The sequence below is a fragment of the Cryobacterium sp. AP23 genome, from assembly GCF_054075385.1.
The window spans coordinates 2,141,033-2,156,039 of record NZ_CM133415.1 but is presented as its reverse complement, the minus strand read 5'-3'; the positions used below and the strand labels follow the sequence as shown (position 1 = coordinate 2,156,039).

The window sequence follows — 15,007 nt, the reverse complement described above, 5'->3', positions numbered from 1 at the left end:
TCTCCCTTATGTCGAAGTCTGCGGATAACGTTACTGGATGAAGTCTTCCCGCCGCCCGCGACTGACGCCGGCCATCGCCGACCTGCGCCGGGCGGTGCGGGAACAGCTGCCGGAGACGGGCCTGGTCCTGGTGGCCCTGAGCGGGGGCGCTGACTCGCTGGCCCTGGCCGCCGCAACGGCGTTCGAGGCGCCGCGGGCCGGCCTCACCGCCGGCGCCGTGATCGTCGACCACGGCCTGCAGGGCGGTTCGGCCGGCATCGCCGCCGCCGCCGGCGCCCAGGCCAAGGCGCTCGGCCTTGGCCCGGTGCACATCCTCACCGTGACGGTGACGGATGCCGCCGGCGACGGTCCGGAGGCGGCCGCCCGGACCGCGCGCTACGCCGCGTTCGAGACCGCGCTTGAGCGGTCCGGGGCGGTCGCCGTGCTGCTCGGTCACACCCTCGACGACCAGGCCGAGACCGTGCTGCTCGGACTCGCCCGCGGCTCAGGCGCCAGGAGCCTGCAGGGCATGGCCGCCGCCAGCGGGCCGTACCGGCGGCCGCTGCTGGGCATCCGCCGGGTCCAGACCCGGCAGGCCTGCCTCGACGCCGGCCTGGACGCCTGGTCCGACCCGCAGAACAGCGACCCGCGGTACGCCAGGGTGCGGGCACGGGAACGGGTGCTGCCCGTGCTCGAGGCCGAGCTCGGGCCCGGGATCGCCGAGGCGCTCACACGCACCGCCGAGGTGCTGCGCGAAGACGCCGACGCCCTCGACACCCTGGTGCCCGCCCTCGTGGCGGACAGCCGCGCACCGGCGGCCGGCGGCGTCGGCCTGTCGGTCGCCGCGCTGGCCGCCCAACCGGCCGCCCTGCGCCACCGGATGATCCGCCACGTGGCGGCCGGCGAGTTCCAGGCGACCCTCGAACGCAGCCACACCCTCGCCGTCGCCCGGCTGGTGACCCACTGGCACGGGCAGAATGCGCTCGACCTGCCAGGCGTTAGAGTGGAACGGCAGGGGGGAACGCTCGTATTCTCAGCTCCTCGACACACCCAAAGCAAAGGACCCTTCCGCTCCCATGGAACCTCGTGACATTGACGGCGACCTCACCGAAATCCTGATCGAGGAGACCGAGATTCGCTCCCGGCTCGCCGAGATGTCCCGGCAGATCGAAGCGGACTACGCCGGTAAGGACCTGCTGCTGGTCGGCGTGCTCAAGGGCGCGGTCATGGTGATGGCCGACCTGGCCCGTGAACTCGTGCACCCCGTGACCATGGACTGGATGGCCGTCAGCTCGTACGGTTCCGGTACCCAGTCCAGCGGTGTCGTGCGGATCCTCAAGGACCTCGACACCGACCTGCACGGCCGCCACGTGCTCATCGTCGAGGACATCATCGACTCGGGACTGACCCTCTCCTGGCTGATGGCGAACCTCAAGTCCCGTGGGCCTGCGTCGCTGGAGATCTGCGCCCTGCTGCGCAAGCCCGACGCCGCCCGCGTCGAGATCGACGTGAAGTACCTCGGCTTCGACATCCCCAACCAGTTCGTCGTCGGCTACGGCCTCGACTACGCGGAGAAGTACCGCAACCTGCGTTCTGTCGGCGTGCTCGCCCCGCACGTGTATTCCACCGGAGAATAGCCTCCACCGGAGAATGGCCTCCACGGGCGACTAGGCTCCACCGCGAGACGTCCTCCAGTTCACCTTTGGGCGAACACTCGGTGTTCCCCCAGTACGAGAGCGGTAGCCTGTGACCACCATGAACGTCAAGAAACTTCTGCGCGGGCCGCTCCTCTACATCATCCTTGCGGTCATCGCCGTCTGGGTGGGGTCGAGCCTCCTCACCATGTCGGGCTTCCGCGAGATCTCCACCCAGCAGGGCCTGGATTTCCTGAAAGACGGGAAGGTGGCAGAGGCGAAGATCGTCGACGGCGAACAGCGTGTCGACCTCACCCTCAGCAAGGCCGATTCGACCTACGGCGAGCAGGTGCAGTTCTACTACGTCACGCCCCGCGGCGAAGAGGTTGTCGACGCCGTCACGGCCGCAGACCCGAAGGACGGCTTCACCGACGAGGTGCCCCAGTCCAGCTGGTTCCTGTCGCTGCTGGGCATCCTGCTGCCCGTGCTCCTCATCGGTGCCTTCTTCTGGCTGATGCTCTCGGGCATGCAGGGCGGCGGCAACAAGGTCATGCAGTTCGGCAAGTCGAAGGCGAAGCTGGTCTCCAAGGAGACCCCGCAGGTGTTCTTCACCGACGTCGCCGGCGCCGACGAGGCGATCGAAGAACTGCAGGAGATCAAGGACTTCCTCAAGGAGCCCGCCAAGTTCCAGGCCGTCGGCGCCCGGATCCCGAAGGGCGTACTGCTGTACGGCCCTCCCGGAACCGGTAAGACCCTCCTCGCCCGCGCCGTCGCCGGTGAGGCCGGGGTACCGTTCTACTCGATCTCCGGCTCGGACTTCGTGGAGATGTTCGTCGGCGTCGGCGCGAGCCGCGTCCGCGACCTCTTCCAGCAGGCCAAGGAGAACTCCCCGGCGATCATCTTCGTCGACGAGATCGACGCCGTCGGCCGCCACCGCGGCGCCGGCATGGGCGGCGGCCACGACGAGCGCGAGCAGACCCTCAACCAGTTGCTGGTGGAGATGGACGGCTTCGACGTCAAGACCAACGTGATCCTGATCGCGGCCACCAACCGGCCCGACATCCTCGACCCGGCGCTCCTGCGCCCCGGCCGCTTCGACCGCCAGATCGGCGTTGACGCGCCGGATATGCTCGGCCGCAAGCGCATCCTGGAGGTGCACGCCAAGGGCAAGCCGATGGCTGCCGGCGTCGACCTCGAGGTCCTCGCCCGGAAGACGCCCGGATTCACCGGCGCCGACCTGGCCAACGTGCTCAACGAGGCCGCGCTGCTCACCGCGCGTTCCAACGCCCAGCTGATCGACAACCGCGCCCTCGACGAGGCCGTCGACCGGGTGATGGCCGGACCGCAGCGCCGCACCCGCGTGATGCGCGACCAGGAAAAGCTCATCACCGCGTACCACGAGGGCGGCCACGCCCTCGTCGCCACGGCGATGCGCAACACCGACCCGGTGACCAAGATCACCATCCTGCCGCGCGGCCGCGCCCTGGGCTACACGATGGTGATGCCGCTCGAGGACCGTTACTCGGTCTCCCGCAACGAACTGCTCGACCAGCTCGCCTACGCCATGGGCGGCCGGGTCGCCGAGGAGATCATCTTCCACGACCCCACCACCGGAGCGTCGAACGACATCGAGAAGGCCACCGCCACGGCCCGCAAGATGGTCACCGAGTTCGGCATGTCGTCCGACGTCGGCCCGCTCAAGCTCGGTTCGGCCTCCGGCGAGATGATGTTCGGCCGCGACATGGGTCACCAGCGCGACTACTCCGAGCGGCTCGCCGAGCGAGTGGACACCGAGGTGCGCCAGCTGCTCGAAAACGCCCACGATGAGGCCTACTCGGTGATCAATGCCAACCGCGCGATCCTCGACGACCTCGCTGCGAAGCTGCTCGAGCACGAGACCTTGGACCAGACCGCCCTGGTCGAGATCTTCGCCGGCGTCGAGAAGCTGCCGCCGCGCCCGCAGTGGCTCTCCAGCGACAAGCGTCCCGTCTCCGATGTGCCGCCCATCGCCATGCCGGCCCCGAAGGCGCCCATCGACGGCGCCGCGGTCGACGGTGGGGTCACCAGCGGCGGTGCCGAAACCGACAAGCCCAAGCGCGCCCCGGCCCGCAAACCACGCCCAGCAACAGCGTAGACCGGTGCCCGTGGGAGTCGACCAGCCACGCATCGAGGCGGCCGTCGCCGAGATCCTCGCCGCCATCGGTGAGGAACCCGGCCGGGCCGGCCTGCTGACCACCCCGCAGCGGGTGGCGTCGGCGTACGCCGAGTTCTTCGCCGGCCTGGGCCGGGACCCGCTCGACCACCTGCGCGACACGGTACCGGTCGGTGACCGCACCGGCGACCTGGTGCTGCTGCGCGACATCGAGTTCCGCTCCATCTGCGAACACCACCTGCTGCCGTTCCTCGGCACCGCCCACCTGGCCTACCTGCCGGGCGAGCGCATTGTGGGCCTGGGCAAACTGGCCGACGTCGTCACCACGATCGCGGCCCGGCCGCAACTGCAGGAGCGGCTCACCGAGGAGATCGCCGACGCGCTCGAGGCGGGGCTCGCCCCCCGCGGCGTGCTCGTGGTGCTCGATGCCAGCCACGCCTGCGTCACCACCAGGGGTCCCCGCCAGTCGCGGAGCACCACCGTCACGATGGCGACCCGCGGCGAACTGGCGCAGCCGACCGCACGCTCCGAGGTCATCACCCTCATCGGGGGTTCCCTGTGACCCGGGTGCCACGATGACGCTCGTGATGGGCGTGCTCAATGTCACCCCCGACTCGTTCAGCGACGGCGGGCGGTGGGCGAGCACCGAGGCCGCCGTGCGGCACGCCGTCGACCTGCGGGCAGAAGGCGCCGACCTCATCGATGTCGGCGGGGAATCCACCCGCCCCGGCGCCGACCGGGTGTCGCCCGAGGTCGAGCAGGCCCGCGTGCTGCCCGTCATCACCGAGCTCAGGCGGCTGGGCATCATGACCAGCGTGGACACCCTCAACGCCGGGACCGCCGAACGGTCGGCGGATGCCGGCGTCGACATCATCAACGACGTCTCCGGGGGCCTCGCCGACCCGCGCATGGCGGAGGTGGTCGCCCGCACCGGCCTGCCGTACATCGCCATGCACTGGCGCGCACACGCCGGCACCATGGACAGCCTGTCGACCTACGACGACGTGGTCGCCACCGTCGTGGCGGAACTCACCGAACGCGTCGCCGCGCTCGAAGGCGCCGGGGTGAAGCGCAGCCAGATCATCCTCGATCCCGGCCTCGGATTCAGCAAGGATGCCGGGCAGAACTGGCGGGTGTTCGCCCGACTCGACGCCTTCGCTCCACTCGGCCTGCCCGTCATGGTCGGAGCCTCCCGCAAACGATTCCTGGCCGGTGTGCTCCCCGACGATGCCGCCATCGTGGACCGCGACCTGCCGACCGCCGTGCTCAGCGTGCTCGCCGCCCAGGCCGGCGCCTGGGCCGTGCGCGTGCACGACGTCGCGGGCACCCGAACCGCCCTCAACGTGCTGGCCCGGGTCGATTCGGCCAGAATAGGGTCATGAGCACCGACTCGATCACCCTCACCGGGCTGCGGATCACCGCACACCACGGCGTCTTCGACTTCGAACGCGAGAACGGGCAGGAGTTCGTGATCGACGTCACGGTCTGGCTCGATTTCGCCGCCGCCGCGGCCGGTGACGACCTCGCCGGCACCATCCACTACGGCGAACTCGCGGTGGAGATCGCCGACGCCGTGCGGCGCGACCCGGTCGACCTGATCGAGACGCTGGCCGAGCGCATCGCCGACGTGGTGCTCACGCATCAGGCCGCGGAGCGGGTACGGGTGACCGTGCACAAACCGCAGGCGCCCATCGAGATTCCCTTCACGGATGTGTCGGTGCAGATTGAACGCGAGCAGATTGAACGCCTGCAGATTAAACGTGTGCAGAGTGAACGCGGGCAGAGTGAACGAGCACCGATTGAGGGGAGCCGAGCATGACCGCAACGGCCGTGCTCGCGCTGGGCAGCAACCTCGGTGACCGCGAGGCCACGCTGGCCGCGGCCGTGCGCGCCATCGCCGAGGTTCCGGGCGTGACCCTCACCGCGGTCTCGCCGGTGTACGCGTCCGACGCCGTCAAGCCGGACGGGGTGGACCTCTCCGCGCCCGGCTACCTCAACCTCGTCGTGACCGTGCGCTGGGGCGGGGACCCGCATGCACTCCTCGACGCCGTCAACGGCATCGAGAACGACCACGGCCGGGTGCGCGATGAACGCTGGGGCGACCGCACCCTGGACATCGACCTGATCAGCATCGGCGACCTCCGGATCGACGATGACCGGCTCACCCTGCCGCACCCGCGCGCGGCCGACCGCGACTTCGTCCTTGCGCCCTGGGCCGACATCGACCCGGAAGCCGAGCTGCCCGGCCGCGGCCGGGTGCGCGAGCTCCTCGCCGTCGCCGCCCGCACCGCCAGGGCGCATCCGGTGACCGCGAGTACAGACCCCGCACACACCGAGGTCGCCCAGAACGGTCCGGAGGAGCCCCGCCGATGAAGCGCACCCAGCCGACACCGCTCATCGCCCTCGGCCTGGCCGGGCTCGTCGTCGGGTTCCTGGTCGAACTGGCGGCGACGGCCTGGAGCGCACCGATCATCGTGCCGCCGTTCACCCTGCCGCTGGCGCTGATCCTGATCGCGGTGATCCTCGTCGCCCTGGCCTGGCCCATCCGCCAGGCCACCCGGGGCCGCTCCACCAAACGTGTCGACCCGTTCCGGGCCATGCGCGTCGCCCTGCTCGCCAAGGCGTCCAGCCTGAGCAGCGCACTCCTGCTCGGGCTCGGGCTGGGCATCGTGGCCTTCATCCTCACCCGGTCGGTGGTCCCGGCGGTAACATCGTTGTGGCTCGCGATCGGGATGGCGCTCGGCGCCGTGATCCTCCTCGTGGGCGGTCTCATCGCGGAGCATTTCTGCACGCTGCCGCCCGACGACGACAACGACCACAACACTGGGGGAGCTAACAATGGCGGAGCAGCCCGTGCCTGACCACGTCGGCGGTGACCCCGTCGAGGTCACGTCCGCCCCAGCCGTAGCCATGCGCGGACCTGCCGAGGCGGTGCCGCCCGTCGGCGCCCGCCTTGACCTGCCCGAAGCCGGCGAGTGGAAGCGGGTCTCGCCCAAGTACGTCATGGTCGAAATCGTCGGCACCGTCATCTTCCTCCTCATCGTCTGCGCCGCCGCCGGCGTGCTCTGGCTGCTCCTCGACCAGGCCTGGGCGGCCTGGGTGGGTGGCCTGCTCGCCCTGGTCACCCTGGTCTCGCTCGCGTTCGAGCCCCGCCGGGTGCGCTCGATCGGCTACCAGCTGCGCGAAGACGACCTGCTCTTCCGGCGCGGCATCATGTACCAGCGCTTCGTCTCCGTGCCGTACGGCCGGATGCAGCTGGTCGACATCACCCGCGGCCCGGTCGCGCGCCTGCTCGGCCTCGCCGACCTCAAGTTCGTCACCGCCGCCGCGACCTCCGGCGTCGCCATCCCCGGACTCGCCGAGGCCGACGCGGATGCCCTCCGTGACCGCCTCGTCGAACTGGCCGAGAGCCGGCGGGCCGGGTTGTGACCTCCCTCGCCGACGGGGACTGGCACCGGCTGCATCCAGCGAGCCCGCTGCTGCGCGGCGGCATCTTCGTCTTCGCGCTCCTCGGTTTCGTCATCGCCAACCTCCGGGAACGCCTGCTCGACCTGGTCTTCGGCATCCCCCGCGATTCCGGCGACCCGCTCGACGCCATCTACGAACGTGGCGCCGTGGGCTGGGCGCTGCTCATCGCCGCCGGGATCCTGCTCGTGATTCTGCTCGCGTTCACCCTGTCCTGGCGGATGCACACCTTCCGGGTCGGCGACGAATCCGTCGAGGTGCGCAGCGGCATCCTGTTCCGCAGCCACCGGCAGGCCCGGCTGGACCGCATCCAGGGCGTCAACATCGTTCGCCCGCTGATTCCCCGGCTGTTCGGGGCCGCCAAACTCGAGGTGAGCGTGGCCGGCCAGGACGCCAACGTGCAACTCGCCTACCTCGGGTCCGCGCTGGCCGACGGGCTGCGCCGGGACATCCTGCAGCTGGCCTCCGGCGCACGCCAGCCGCGCGGTGCCGCGGTGCACCAGGCGCCGGTCGGCGCGGTGCCCGACGATGGGCAGGAGGCGCTGCCTTACGGCCCCCAGGCCCCGGTCGCCGAAGGCCCACTGGCCGCCGCCCACGCCGGCCGCCGCCAAGCCCTGAACGCCTTCGCCAGCGCCCGCGCCGGCGAGTTCCTCGCCCCCGAACTCGACCCGGATTCGGCACCCCCGGAGTCGGTCGTGCGCATCCCCCTGTTGCGGCTGATCGGGTCGATCGTGTTCAGCGGCTTCACCGTGTTCGTCGTGGTCGCGATCGTGGCGCTCATCGTGAGCGTCATCGTCGGCGGCAGCGAGTGGCTGCTGATCGCGCTCTTCCCCGGCCTGATCGCCAGCGTCGGGTACTACGTCTCCCGGTTCACCAAGTCGCTGCGCTACAGCATCGCCGGCACCACGGACGGTGTGCGCGTGGGCTTCGGGCTGCTCACCACGAGCAACGAGACCCTCCCGCCCGGCCGGATCCACGCGATCGGCGTGACTCAGCCCCTGGCCTGGCGGCCGTTCGGCTGGTGGCAGATCAGCATCAACAAGGCCGGCCACTCCACCAACAGCGGCGCCGCCGGCCAGGCGGCCACCACCGTCCTGCCGGTCGGATCGCTGGCCGATGTCGGCAAGGTGCTCGAACTGATCCTGCCCGGCTTCGACACCGACGAGCAGCGCGCCCTGATCCAGCGGGGCCTGACCTCCCGCGGCGGCGACGACGGTTTCGTCAATGCCCCGCGCCGGGCGGCCTGGCTGCGGCCGTTCTCCTGGCGACGCACCGGCTACGCCGTGTCGACCGGCGCCGTGCTGCTGCGCCGCGGCGTGCTCTCCCGTGAGCTCGTGCTCGTGCCACTGGCCCGGCTGCAGAGCGTCGGGATCAGCCAGGGCCCCGTTCGCCGCCGGCTCCGCCTGGCCTCCGCCCGCCTGCACACCGTGGCCGGCCCGGTCAGCGCGACCCTCGGCGTGATCGAGGTCGGCCAGGCCGAGCGCCTGCTCGAGACCGTCACCGCCGGCGCCGTGGCCTCGGCGGATTCCGACACCAGCCACCACTGGAGCCGCACCACGGCGGAACCCCTCCCCATCGCACCGACGTTCAGGGCCGCAGACGCCCCGGCCGGTCCCACCGCCACCGAGGTGACCTCGTGAGCCAGCGCCCGGGCCGGCTGGGCATTGGAGTGATCGGTGCCGGGCATGTCGGCCCCATCCTCGCCGCCGCCCTCGCCGGCGCCGGCCACGCCCTCGTCGGCATCTCCGCGATCTCCCAGGCCAGCCGCGACCGCGCAGAGGCGATCCTGCCCAACGTCCCGGTGCTCACGGTTCCCGAGGTCGTCGAACGCAGCGAACTCGTGATCATCGCCGTACCGGACGACCAGCTGGAGAGCCTGGTGAACGGGCTCGCGGCCACGGGCACCTGGCAGCCCGGCCAACTCGTGCTGCACACCTCCGCCCGGTACGGCGCGAACGTGCTCCTGCCCGCCCAGCGGGCCGGTGCGATCCCGCTGGCCATCCACCCGGCGATGTCGTTCACGGGCACGAGCCTGGACATCAGCCGCCTGGCCGACAGCTACTTCGCCGTGACGGCACCTGCGCCGGTGCTGCCGATCGCGCAGGCGCTCGTCGTGGAAATGGGCGGCGAGCCGGTGATCGTGGCCGAGGGCGACCGGGAGGTCTACGCCGAAGCCATCGAGACGGCCACGGCGTTCTCCAGCTCCATCGTCGAGCAGTCCACCCGGCTGCTGGGCGAGATCGGCATCGACGCGCCGGGGGCCGTGATCGCGCCGTTGGTGCGTTCGGCCATCGAAAACGCCCTCACCCGCACCGGCGCCCGGCATCCGCTTGACGACCCGGCCGCCCTCGACGAGGCGAACCACCTGCTCGACCCGCCCTACCCGCCCCACCCGTTCGACCCGGAGGACCAGTGACCGTGCTCACCAAGCCAGAAGTCATCGACACGATTGACGAGCTGCAGGGCCGGCTTTGCGTCGCCAAGCAGAACATCGCCGCCAGGGGCGGCGACGCCCATGTGGTGCTCGTGCCCACCATGGGTGCCCTGCACGCCGGCCACCGCGCGCTCGTGCGCCGCGCCGTCGAGCTCGGCGACATCGTCGTGGTGTCGATCTTCGTCAACCCGCTGCAATTCGGCGTGAACGAAGACCTCGACACCTACCCCCGCACCCTCGACGCCGACGTGGTGGCGCTGGCCGAAGAAGGCGCCGCCTTCGTGTTCGCCCCGCACGCCCGGGAGATGTACCCGGACGGGGCCTCCTCGACCCGGGTGACCGCCGGCTCTGTCGGCGGCCTGTACGAGGGCGCCGCCCGGCCCGGCCACTTCGACGGCATGCTCACGGTTGTGGCGAAGCTGTTCCACATCGTCGAACCCGACGTGGCGGTCTTCGGCCAGAAGGACGCCCAGCAGGTGTTCCTCGTGGAGCGCATGGTCGCCGACCTCAACCTGCGCACCACGATCGAGGTCGTGCCGACCGTGCGCGAGGACAGCGGCCTGGCCCTGTCCAGCCGCAATCACAACCTCGACGAGGCCGCCCGCACCGCCGCCCGGTCACTGTCGGAGGGCCTGGCCGCGGCCGCCGCCGCCGCATCCGCGGGGGTTCCGGCCGCGATCGTGGCCGCGCACGCGGTGATCGGGGCGCAGCCTCTGGTTAAACTGGACTATCTCGTTGTCGTGCATCCGCAGACGTTCCTGCCGGTCGACGATGACTACCGCGGCCGGGCCAGGATGCTGGTCGCCGCGGTGGTCGGCAGCACCCGGCTCATCGACAACATTTCACTGGACATCCCCTAACCGCATTTCAACGGGGTACCGGCTTGGCCCGTGTACGCCCACCGACGGAGAAACCGCATGAGCACCACCCCCGACGCCGTGCCCGATGACAACGACGACGCCCAGGCCGCGGCCGAGCTGACCGAGCAGAAGGCCGTGCGCCTGGCCAAGCGGGACCGCCTGAACGCGGCCGCGACCAGCGCCGCCGGCGGCGCCTACCCGGTGTCCGTGCCCGTCACCACCACCATCCCCGCCGTGCGCGCCGAGTACGGCGACCTCGAAGCGGATGCCGCCACCGGCGTCACCGTTGGCCTGGCCGGCCGGATCGTGCACCTGCGCAACACCGGCAAGCTGTGTTTCGCGAGCCTCCAGTCCGGCGACGGCAGCCGCATCCAGGCCATGGTGTCCCTCGCCGCCGTCGGCGAGGACTCGCTCGCGGCCTGGAAGGACCTGGTCGACCTCGGCGACCACGTCTTCGTCGCCGGTGAGGTCATCTCCTCCCGTCGCGGCGAACTGTCGATCATGGTGACCGAGTGGCAGGTCGCCGCGAAGGCGCTGCTGCCGCTGCCGAACCTGCACTCCGAACTCAGCGAGGAGACGAGGGTGCGCAGCCGGTACCTCGACCTCATCGCCCGCGACCAGGCCCGCCGCACCGTCGTCCAGCGCTCCCAGGCCGTCGCCAGCCTCCGCGCCACCTTCACCGCGCGCGGGTTCCTCGAGATCGAGACCCCGATGCTGCAGACCATGCACGGCGGCGCTTCCGCCCGGCCGTTCTCCACCCACAGCAATGCCTTCGACACCGAACTGTTCCTGCGCATCGCGCCGGAGCTGTTCCTCAAGCGCGCCGTCGTCGGCGGCATCGACCGGGTCTACGAGATCAACCGCAACTTCCGCAACGAGGGTGCAGACTCCACCCACTCGCCCGAGTTCGCGATGCTCGAGGCGTACGAGGCTTACGGCGACTACACCTCCATCGCCCAGCTCACCCAGACCCTCATCCAGGATGCCGCGGCGGCCATCACCGGCGGGTCGCACGTGGTGACCTGGGCCGACGGCACCCAGTTCGACCTGGGCGGCGAGTGGGACCGCATCAGCATGTACGACAGCCTGTCGGCCGCGGTCGGGCGCACCATCAGCCCGGCCACCCCGCTGGCCGACCTGCAGGCCCTCGCCGCGGCAGAAGGCGTCGAGGTCGACCACCCGATCCACGGCAAGTACGTCGAAGAGCTCTGGGAGCACTTCGTGAAGGCCGACCTGGTGCGGCCCACCTTCGTGCTCGACTTCCCGGTGGACACCAGCCCCCTGGTGCGCGGCCACCGGTCCATCGACGGCGTCGTGGAGAAGTGGGACCTCTACATCCGCGGCTTCGAACTGGCCACCGGCTACTCCGAGCTCGTCGACCCCGTCGTGCAGCGGGAACGTTTCGTGGAGCAGGCCCGGCTCGCCGCCGGCGGCGACCCAGAGGCCATGCGCCTGGACGAGGAGTTCTTGCGGGCGCTGGAGCACGGCATGCCGCCCACCGGCGGCATGGGCATGGGCATCGACCGGTTGCTGATGGCCCTCACCGGGCTCGGCATCCGCGAGACCATCCTGTTCCCGTTGGTAAAGTGACGAACATGATGACTTATCTGCCCAAGGACGAGCTGAAGCCTGACGACGACGGCGGCAAGAAGGGCCCGTCGACGAACCGGATCATCATCTGGGTCGTCGTGGGGGCGGTGGGCCTGTACCTGCTGGGGTCCGGCCTCATCGGCATCCTCACCAAGTAGCCCCCGCCCGGACCGGGTGCGGGGAGAGTTCGCGTAGGCTGGAGAGACTATGGATAGCTTCTGGGCCAACGCTTTGTTCTCGCTCGCGCCCACCGTTCTGGTCGGGGTGATCTTCTGGATCATCATGCGTGCGATCATCCGCGCCGACCGCACCGAACGGAACGCCTACGCGCGCGTCGAAGCCGAAGAACGCGCCAAGCTCGGCCTCGACAAACCGGCCGGCTAACCGTGTTCGGAATTGACCTGTCCACCATCCTCCTCGTGGTGGCGTTCCTCGTTGACTTCGCCATCCGGGTGGTGGCGATCATCGTCGTACCGCGGAACCGCCGGCCCACCTCCGGCATGGCCTGGCTGCTGGCCATCTTCCTGATCCCGTACTTCGGCGCCCTGCTGTTCCTGCTGATCGGTTACCGCACCCTGCCCAAGAAGCGGGTGGAGATGCAGGCCGAGATCAACCAGTTCATCCTCGACAGCACGGCCGGCATGGAACGCGTGAAACGCGACCACCCCTGGCCCGGCTGGCTCGAATCGGTGGTGGCTCTCAACCGCAACCTCGGCGCGATGCCGCTGGTCGGCGACAACCGCGCCCGCCTGCACGGCGACTACGAGGAAACCCTCGCCGCGATGGCCGCAGACATCGACAAGGCCAAGAAGTACGTGCACGTCGAGTTCTACATCCTCTCGCTCGACCACACCACCGGCCCGTTCTTCGACGCGATGCAGAACGCCGTCAAGCGCGGTGTGACGGTGCGGGTGCTGATGGACCACATCCAGTCGATGCGGAAGCCCGGCTTCAAGGCCACCAAGCGCCGCCTCACCGCCGACGGCGTGAAGTGGCAACTGATGCTGCCGCTGCAGCCGTTCAAGGGCAAGTGGCAACGGCCCGACCTGCGCAACCACCGCAAGCTCGTCATCATCGACGGCCGGGTGGGTTTCATGGGGTCGCAGAACGTGATCGACCGCACCTACAACATGAAGCGCAACATCCGCCGGGGCCTGAAGTGGAAGGACCTGATGGTGCGGCTGGAGGGCCCCATCGTGTCGGGCCTGAACGCCATCTTCATCACCGACTGGTACAGCGAGACGAACGAGCTGCTCACCCGCGACATCGAGCCGGTGCACCCCGTGCAGGTCTCGGACCCGATCGATTGCCAGGTCGTGCCCAGCGGGCCCGGTTTCGTGGGGGAGAACAACCTGCGCCTGTTCCTGGCGCTGCTCTACTACGCGCAGGAACGCATCGTGATCACCAGCCCGTACTTCGTACCGGACGAGTCGATCATGTACGCGGTCACCACCGCGGTGCAACGCGGCCTGCACGTGGAACTGTTCGTCTCGGAGATCGGCGACCAGGCGCTGGTCTACCACGCCCAGCGTTCCTACTATGAGGAGCTGCTGCGGGCGGGCGTGAAGATCTACATGTACAAGGCGCCGTACGTGCTGCACGCCAAGCACTTCACCATCGACGACGACGTGGCCGTGATCGGGTCGAGCAACATGGACATGCGCTCGTTCAGCCTCAACTTCGAGGTGTCGCTGATGGTGCGCGGGCACTCGTTCGTCGAGCAGCTGCGCGCCGTCGAGGACGGCTACCGGGCCGACAGCCGCGAACTCACCCTCGACGAGTGGATGAAGCAGCCGCTCAAGTCCACCATCCTGGACAACCTGGCCCGGCTGACCAGCGCGGTGCAGTAACCCGCGGGGCTGCCGGCTGCCCGGCGACTCAGTGCCGCGGTTTCAGCCGCACGTTGGGCAGGGCAGGGGCCGGTAGGGCGCCGCCGTGGTAGGCCACGTGACCGAACCGGCCGGCGGCATCCGTGCCCTCGATCACCTCCGCCTGCCACTGCGCGCGGAAGGCCGCGACCTCGTCGTGGCTGCGGCCGATGAAGTTCCACCACATCACGATCTGCTCGCCGAGCGGTTCGCCGCCGAGCAGCAGCACGCGCGCCGCGGTGTCGCCGGTGTTCTCCAGCCGGATGACGGTGGGACCGGCGGCGAGGAAGCCCAGCTCGTCGGCCTGCACCGTCGTGCCCGCGAACAGCACGCTTCCGGCGTCGACCAGCAGCCCGTGCTCAAAGCTGCCCGACACGTCGAGGTCGATCGCGGTGCCGGCCGGCAGGTCGACCTGCGCGCCCAGCAGCGGGGTGTCACCGACGGCCGCCGCGGTGTGCCCGGCGAGTTCGCCGAGGAAGACGTGCAGTGTGACCCCGTCGGCGGTCAGCGGGGTGATCACGTGGTTCTCGAAGTGCGGCTCCTGGTGCCGGGTGCGGTCGGGCAGCGCGATCCACAGTTGTACGCCATGCAGCGCGGTGGTGTTCGGGGTGGACACCTCCGAGTGGCTGATCCCGGCGCCGGCCGTCATCAGATTGAGCTCGCCGGGGCGCACCAGGGCGAGGCTGCCGACGCTGTCGCGGTGCTCCACCTCACCGGCGAACAGCCAGCTCGCGGTCTGCAGCCCGGTATGCGGGTGCGGCGGCACCACCATCCCGCCGGTCACGGAGACGTCGTCCGGACCGTAGTGGTCGACGAAGCACCAGGCGCCGATCAGGGATCTCTCCCGTTGGGGGAGGGTGCGTCGCACGTCCATGGCGCGGGGCCCGCCGAGCGGAACGTCCCGCGGCTGCAGGATCAGCACGGCGGAGGCGGCCGCCGGGGTCTCGGTCAACACTGCCGTTGCCGTGGCGGTGCCGTCGCACACGATTTCTGCTGGTTCGCGCTCGAGGTTGCTCACTCTGCGA

General features: G+C 70.1%; 17 protein-coding genes. 16 read left to right on the top strand and 1 reads right to left on the bottom strand.

From position 1 onward, the window contains the following. Positions 1-37: 37 nt before the first annotated feature. The 16 genes from tilS to cls all read left to right on the top strand — a co-directional run bounded on the left by tilS (position 38) and on the right by cls (position 13,964). Complete coding sequence (tilS, locus tag ACU5E9_RS10220) at positions 38-1,069, top strand: tRNA lysidine(34) synthetase TilS (protein ID WP_456809806.1); 1,032 nt, start codon at positions 38-40, stop codon at positions 1,067-1,069. Then, positions 1,056-1,616, top strand: coding sequence for a hypoxanthine phosphoribosyltransferase (hpt, locus tag ACU5E9_RS10215; RefSeq protein WP_441648794.1), 561 nt, complete (start codon positions 1,056-1,058; stop codon positions 1,614-1,616). Before tilS ends, hpt begins: the two co-directional genes overlap by 14 nt. 118 nt (positions 1,617-1,734) lie before the next feature. Further along, complete coding sequence (gene ftsH, locus ACU5E9_RS10210) at positions 1,735-3,747, top strand: ATP-dependent zinc metalloprotease FtsH (RefSeq protein WP_456809805.1); 2,013 nt, start codon at positions 1,735-1,737, stop codon at positions 3,745-3,747. Between the two features lie 10 nt (positions 3,748-3,757). Further along, positions 3,758-4,327, top strand: a complete 570-nt coding sequence (gene folE / locus ACU5E9_RS10205) for a GTP cyclohydrolase I (protein WP_456809804.1) — start codon at positions 3,758-3,760, stop codon at positions 4,325-4,327. Between the two features lie 13 nt (positions 4,328-4,340). Next, positions 4,341-5,147, top strand: coding sequence for a dihydropteroate synthase (folP, locus tag ACU5E9_RS10200; RefSeq protein WP_456809803.1), 807 nt, complete (start codon positions 4,341-4,343; stop codon positions 5,145-5,147). Next, the gene (folB, locus tag ACU5E9_RS10195) at positions 5,144-5,584 is read left to right on the top strand and encodes a dihydroneopterin aldolase (protein ID WP_456809802.1); all 441 of its coding nucleotides are present in this window, start codon (positions 5,144-5,146) and stop codon (positions 5,582-5,584) included. The genes folP and folB overlap by 4 nt, the downstream gene beginning before the upstream one ends. Further along, the gene (gene folK / locus ACU5E9_RS10190; protein ID WP_456809801.1) at positions 5,581-6,138 is read left to right on the top strand and encodes a 2-amino-4-hydroxy-6-hydroxymethyldihydropteridine diphosphokinase; all 558 of its coding nucleotides are present in this window, start codon (positions 5,581-5,583) and stop codon (positions 6,136-6,138) included. Before folB ends, folK begins: the two co-directional genes overlap by 4 nt. Further along, positions 6,135-6,626, top strand: a complete 492-nt coding sequence (locus tag ACU5E9_RS10185) for a DUF3180 domain-containing protein (RefSeq protein WP_456809800.1) — start codon at positions 6,135-6,137, stop codon at positions 6,624-6,626. Before folK ends, ACU5E9_RS10185 begins: the two co-directional genes overlap by 4 nt. Before the next feature lie 49 nt (positions 6,627-6,675). Continuing rightward, a complete protein-coding gene (locus tag ACU5E9_RS10180; protein ID WP_456813525.1) occupies positions 6,676-7,194 on the top strand; it encodes a PH domain-containing protein in 519 nt (172 codons plus the stop codon). Then, complete coding sequence (locus tag ACU5E9_RS10175; RefSeq protein WP_456809799.1) at positions 7,191-8,870, top strand: PH domain-containing protein; 1,680 nt, start codon at positions 7,191-7,193, stop codon at positions 8,868-8,870. Before ACU5E9_RS10180 ends, ACU5E9_RS10175 begins: the two co-directional genes overlap by 4 nt. Further along, positions 8,867-9,646, top strand: coding sequence for a Rossmann-like and DUF2520 domain-containing protein (locus ACU5E9_RS10170; RefSeq protein ID WP_456809798.1), 780 nt, complete (start codon positions 8,867-8,869; stop codon positions 9,644-9,646). Before ACU5E9_RS10175 ends, ACU5E9_RS10170 begins: the two co-directional genes overlap by 4 nt. A 2-nt stretch (positions 9,647-9,648) precedes the next feature. Beyond that, positions 9,649-10,524, top strand: coding sequence for a pantoate--beta-alanine ligase (gene panC / locus ACU5E9_RS10165; RefSeq protein ID WP_456813524.1), 876 nt, complete (start codon positions 9,649-9,651; stop codon positions 10,522-10,524). Between the two features lie 57 nt (positions 10,525-10,581). Beyond that, on the top strand, positions 10,582-12,114 hold the full coding sequence (gene lysS, locus ACU5E9_RS10160; protein WP_456809797.1) for a lysine--tRNA ligase: 1,533 nt from the start codon (positions 10,582-10,584) through the stop codon (positions 12,112-12,114). Positions 12,115-12,119: 5 nt separating this feature from the next. Next, positions 12,120-12,272: a hypothetical protein gene (locus tag ACU5E9_RS10155; protein ID WP_456809796.1), complete on the top strand. Its 153-nt coding sequence runs from the start codon at positions 12,120-12,122 to the stop codon at positions 12,270-12,272. 49 nt (positions 12,273-12,321) lie between these two features. Next, positions 12,322-12,498 carry a hypothetical protein gene (locus tag ACU5E9_RS10150; protein ID WP_456809795.1) on the top strand — a complete coding sequence of 59 codons (177 nt, stop codon included), beginning with the start codon at positions 12,322-12,324 and terminating at the stop codon, positions 12,496-12,498. Between the two features lie 11 nt (positions 12,499-12,509). Then, positions 12,510-13,964 carry a cardiolipin synthase gene (gene cls, locus ACU5E9_RS10145; RefSeq protein ID WP_456813523.1) on the top strand — a complete coding sequence of 485 codons (1,455 nt, stop codon included), beginning with the start codon at positions 12,510-12,512 and terminating at the stop codon, positions 13,962-13,964. A gap of 28 nt (positions 13,965-13,992) precedes the next feature. Here the strand turns inward: cls and ACU5E9_RS10140 are convergent, their stop codons facing one another. Next, positions 13,993-15,000 (bottom strand): pirin family protein, encoded by a 1,008-nt coding sequence (locus ACU5E9_RS10140; RefSeq protein ID WP_456809794.1) that lies wholly within the window; start codon positions 14,998-15,000, stop codon positions 13,993-13,995. Between the last annotated feature and the right edge of the window lie 7 nt (positions 15,001-15,007).

What these genes read in the sequence shown, in the direction of transcription:
- folP (WP_456809803.1), top strand. Translation starts at nt 4,341, where the DNA reads ATGACGCTCGTGATGGGCGTGCTCAATGTCACCCCCGACTCGTTCAGC.
- ACU5E9_RS10180 (WP_456813525.1), top strand. Translation starts at nt 6,676, where the DNA reads ATGCGCGGACCTGCCGAGGCGGTGCCGCCCGTCGGCGCCCGCCTTGAC.
- ACU5E9_RS10150 (WP_456809795.1), top strand. Translation starts at nt 12,322, where the DNA reads ATGGATAGCTTCTGGGCCAACGCTTTGTTCTCGCTCGCGCCCACCGTT.
- folK (WP_456809801.1), top strand. Translation starts at nt 5,581, where the DNA reads ATGACCGCAACGGCCGTGCTCGCGCTGGGCAGCAACCTCGGTGACCGC.
- tilS (WP_456809806.1), top strand. Translation starts at nt 38, where the DNA reads ATGAAGTCTTCCCGCCGCCCGCGACTGACGCCGGCCATCGCCGACCTG.
- hpt (WP_441648794.1), top strand. Translation starts at nt 1,056, where the DNA reads ATGGAACCTCGTGACATTGACGGCGACCTCACCGAAATCCTGATCGAG.
- ACU5E9_RS10155 (WP_456809796.1), top strand. Translation starts at nt 12,120, where the DNA reads ATGATGACTTATCTGCCCAAGGACGAGCTGAAGCCTGACGACGACGGC.
- ftsH (WP_456809805.1), top strand. Translation starts at nt 1,735, where the DNA reads ATGAACGTCAAGAAACTTCTGCGCGGGCCGCTCCTCTACATCATCCTT.
- lysS (WP_456809797.1), top strand. Translation starts at nt 10,582, where the DNA reads ATGAGCACCACCCCCGACGCCGTGCCCGATGACAACGACGACGCCCAG.
- folB (WP_456809802.1), top strand. Translation starts at nt 5,144, where the DNA reads ATGAGCACCGACTCGATCACCCTCACCGGGCTGCGGATCACCGCACAC.
- ACU5E9_RS10185 (WP_456809800.1), top strand. Translation starts at nt 6,135, where the DNA reads ATGAAGCGCACCCAGCCGACACCGCTCATCGCCCTCGGCCTGGCCGGG.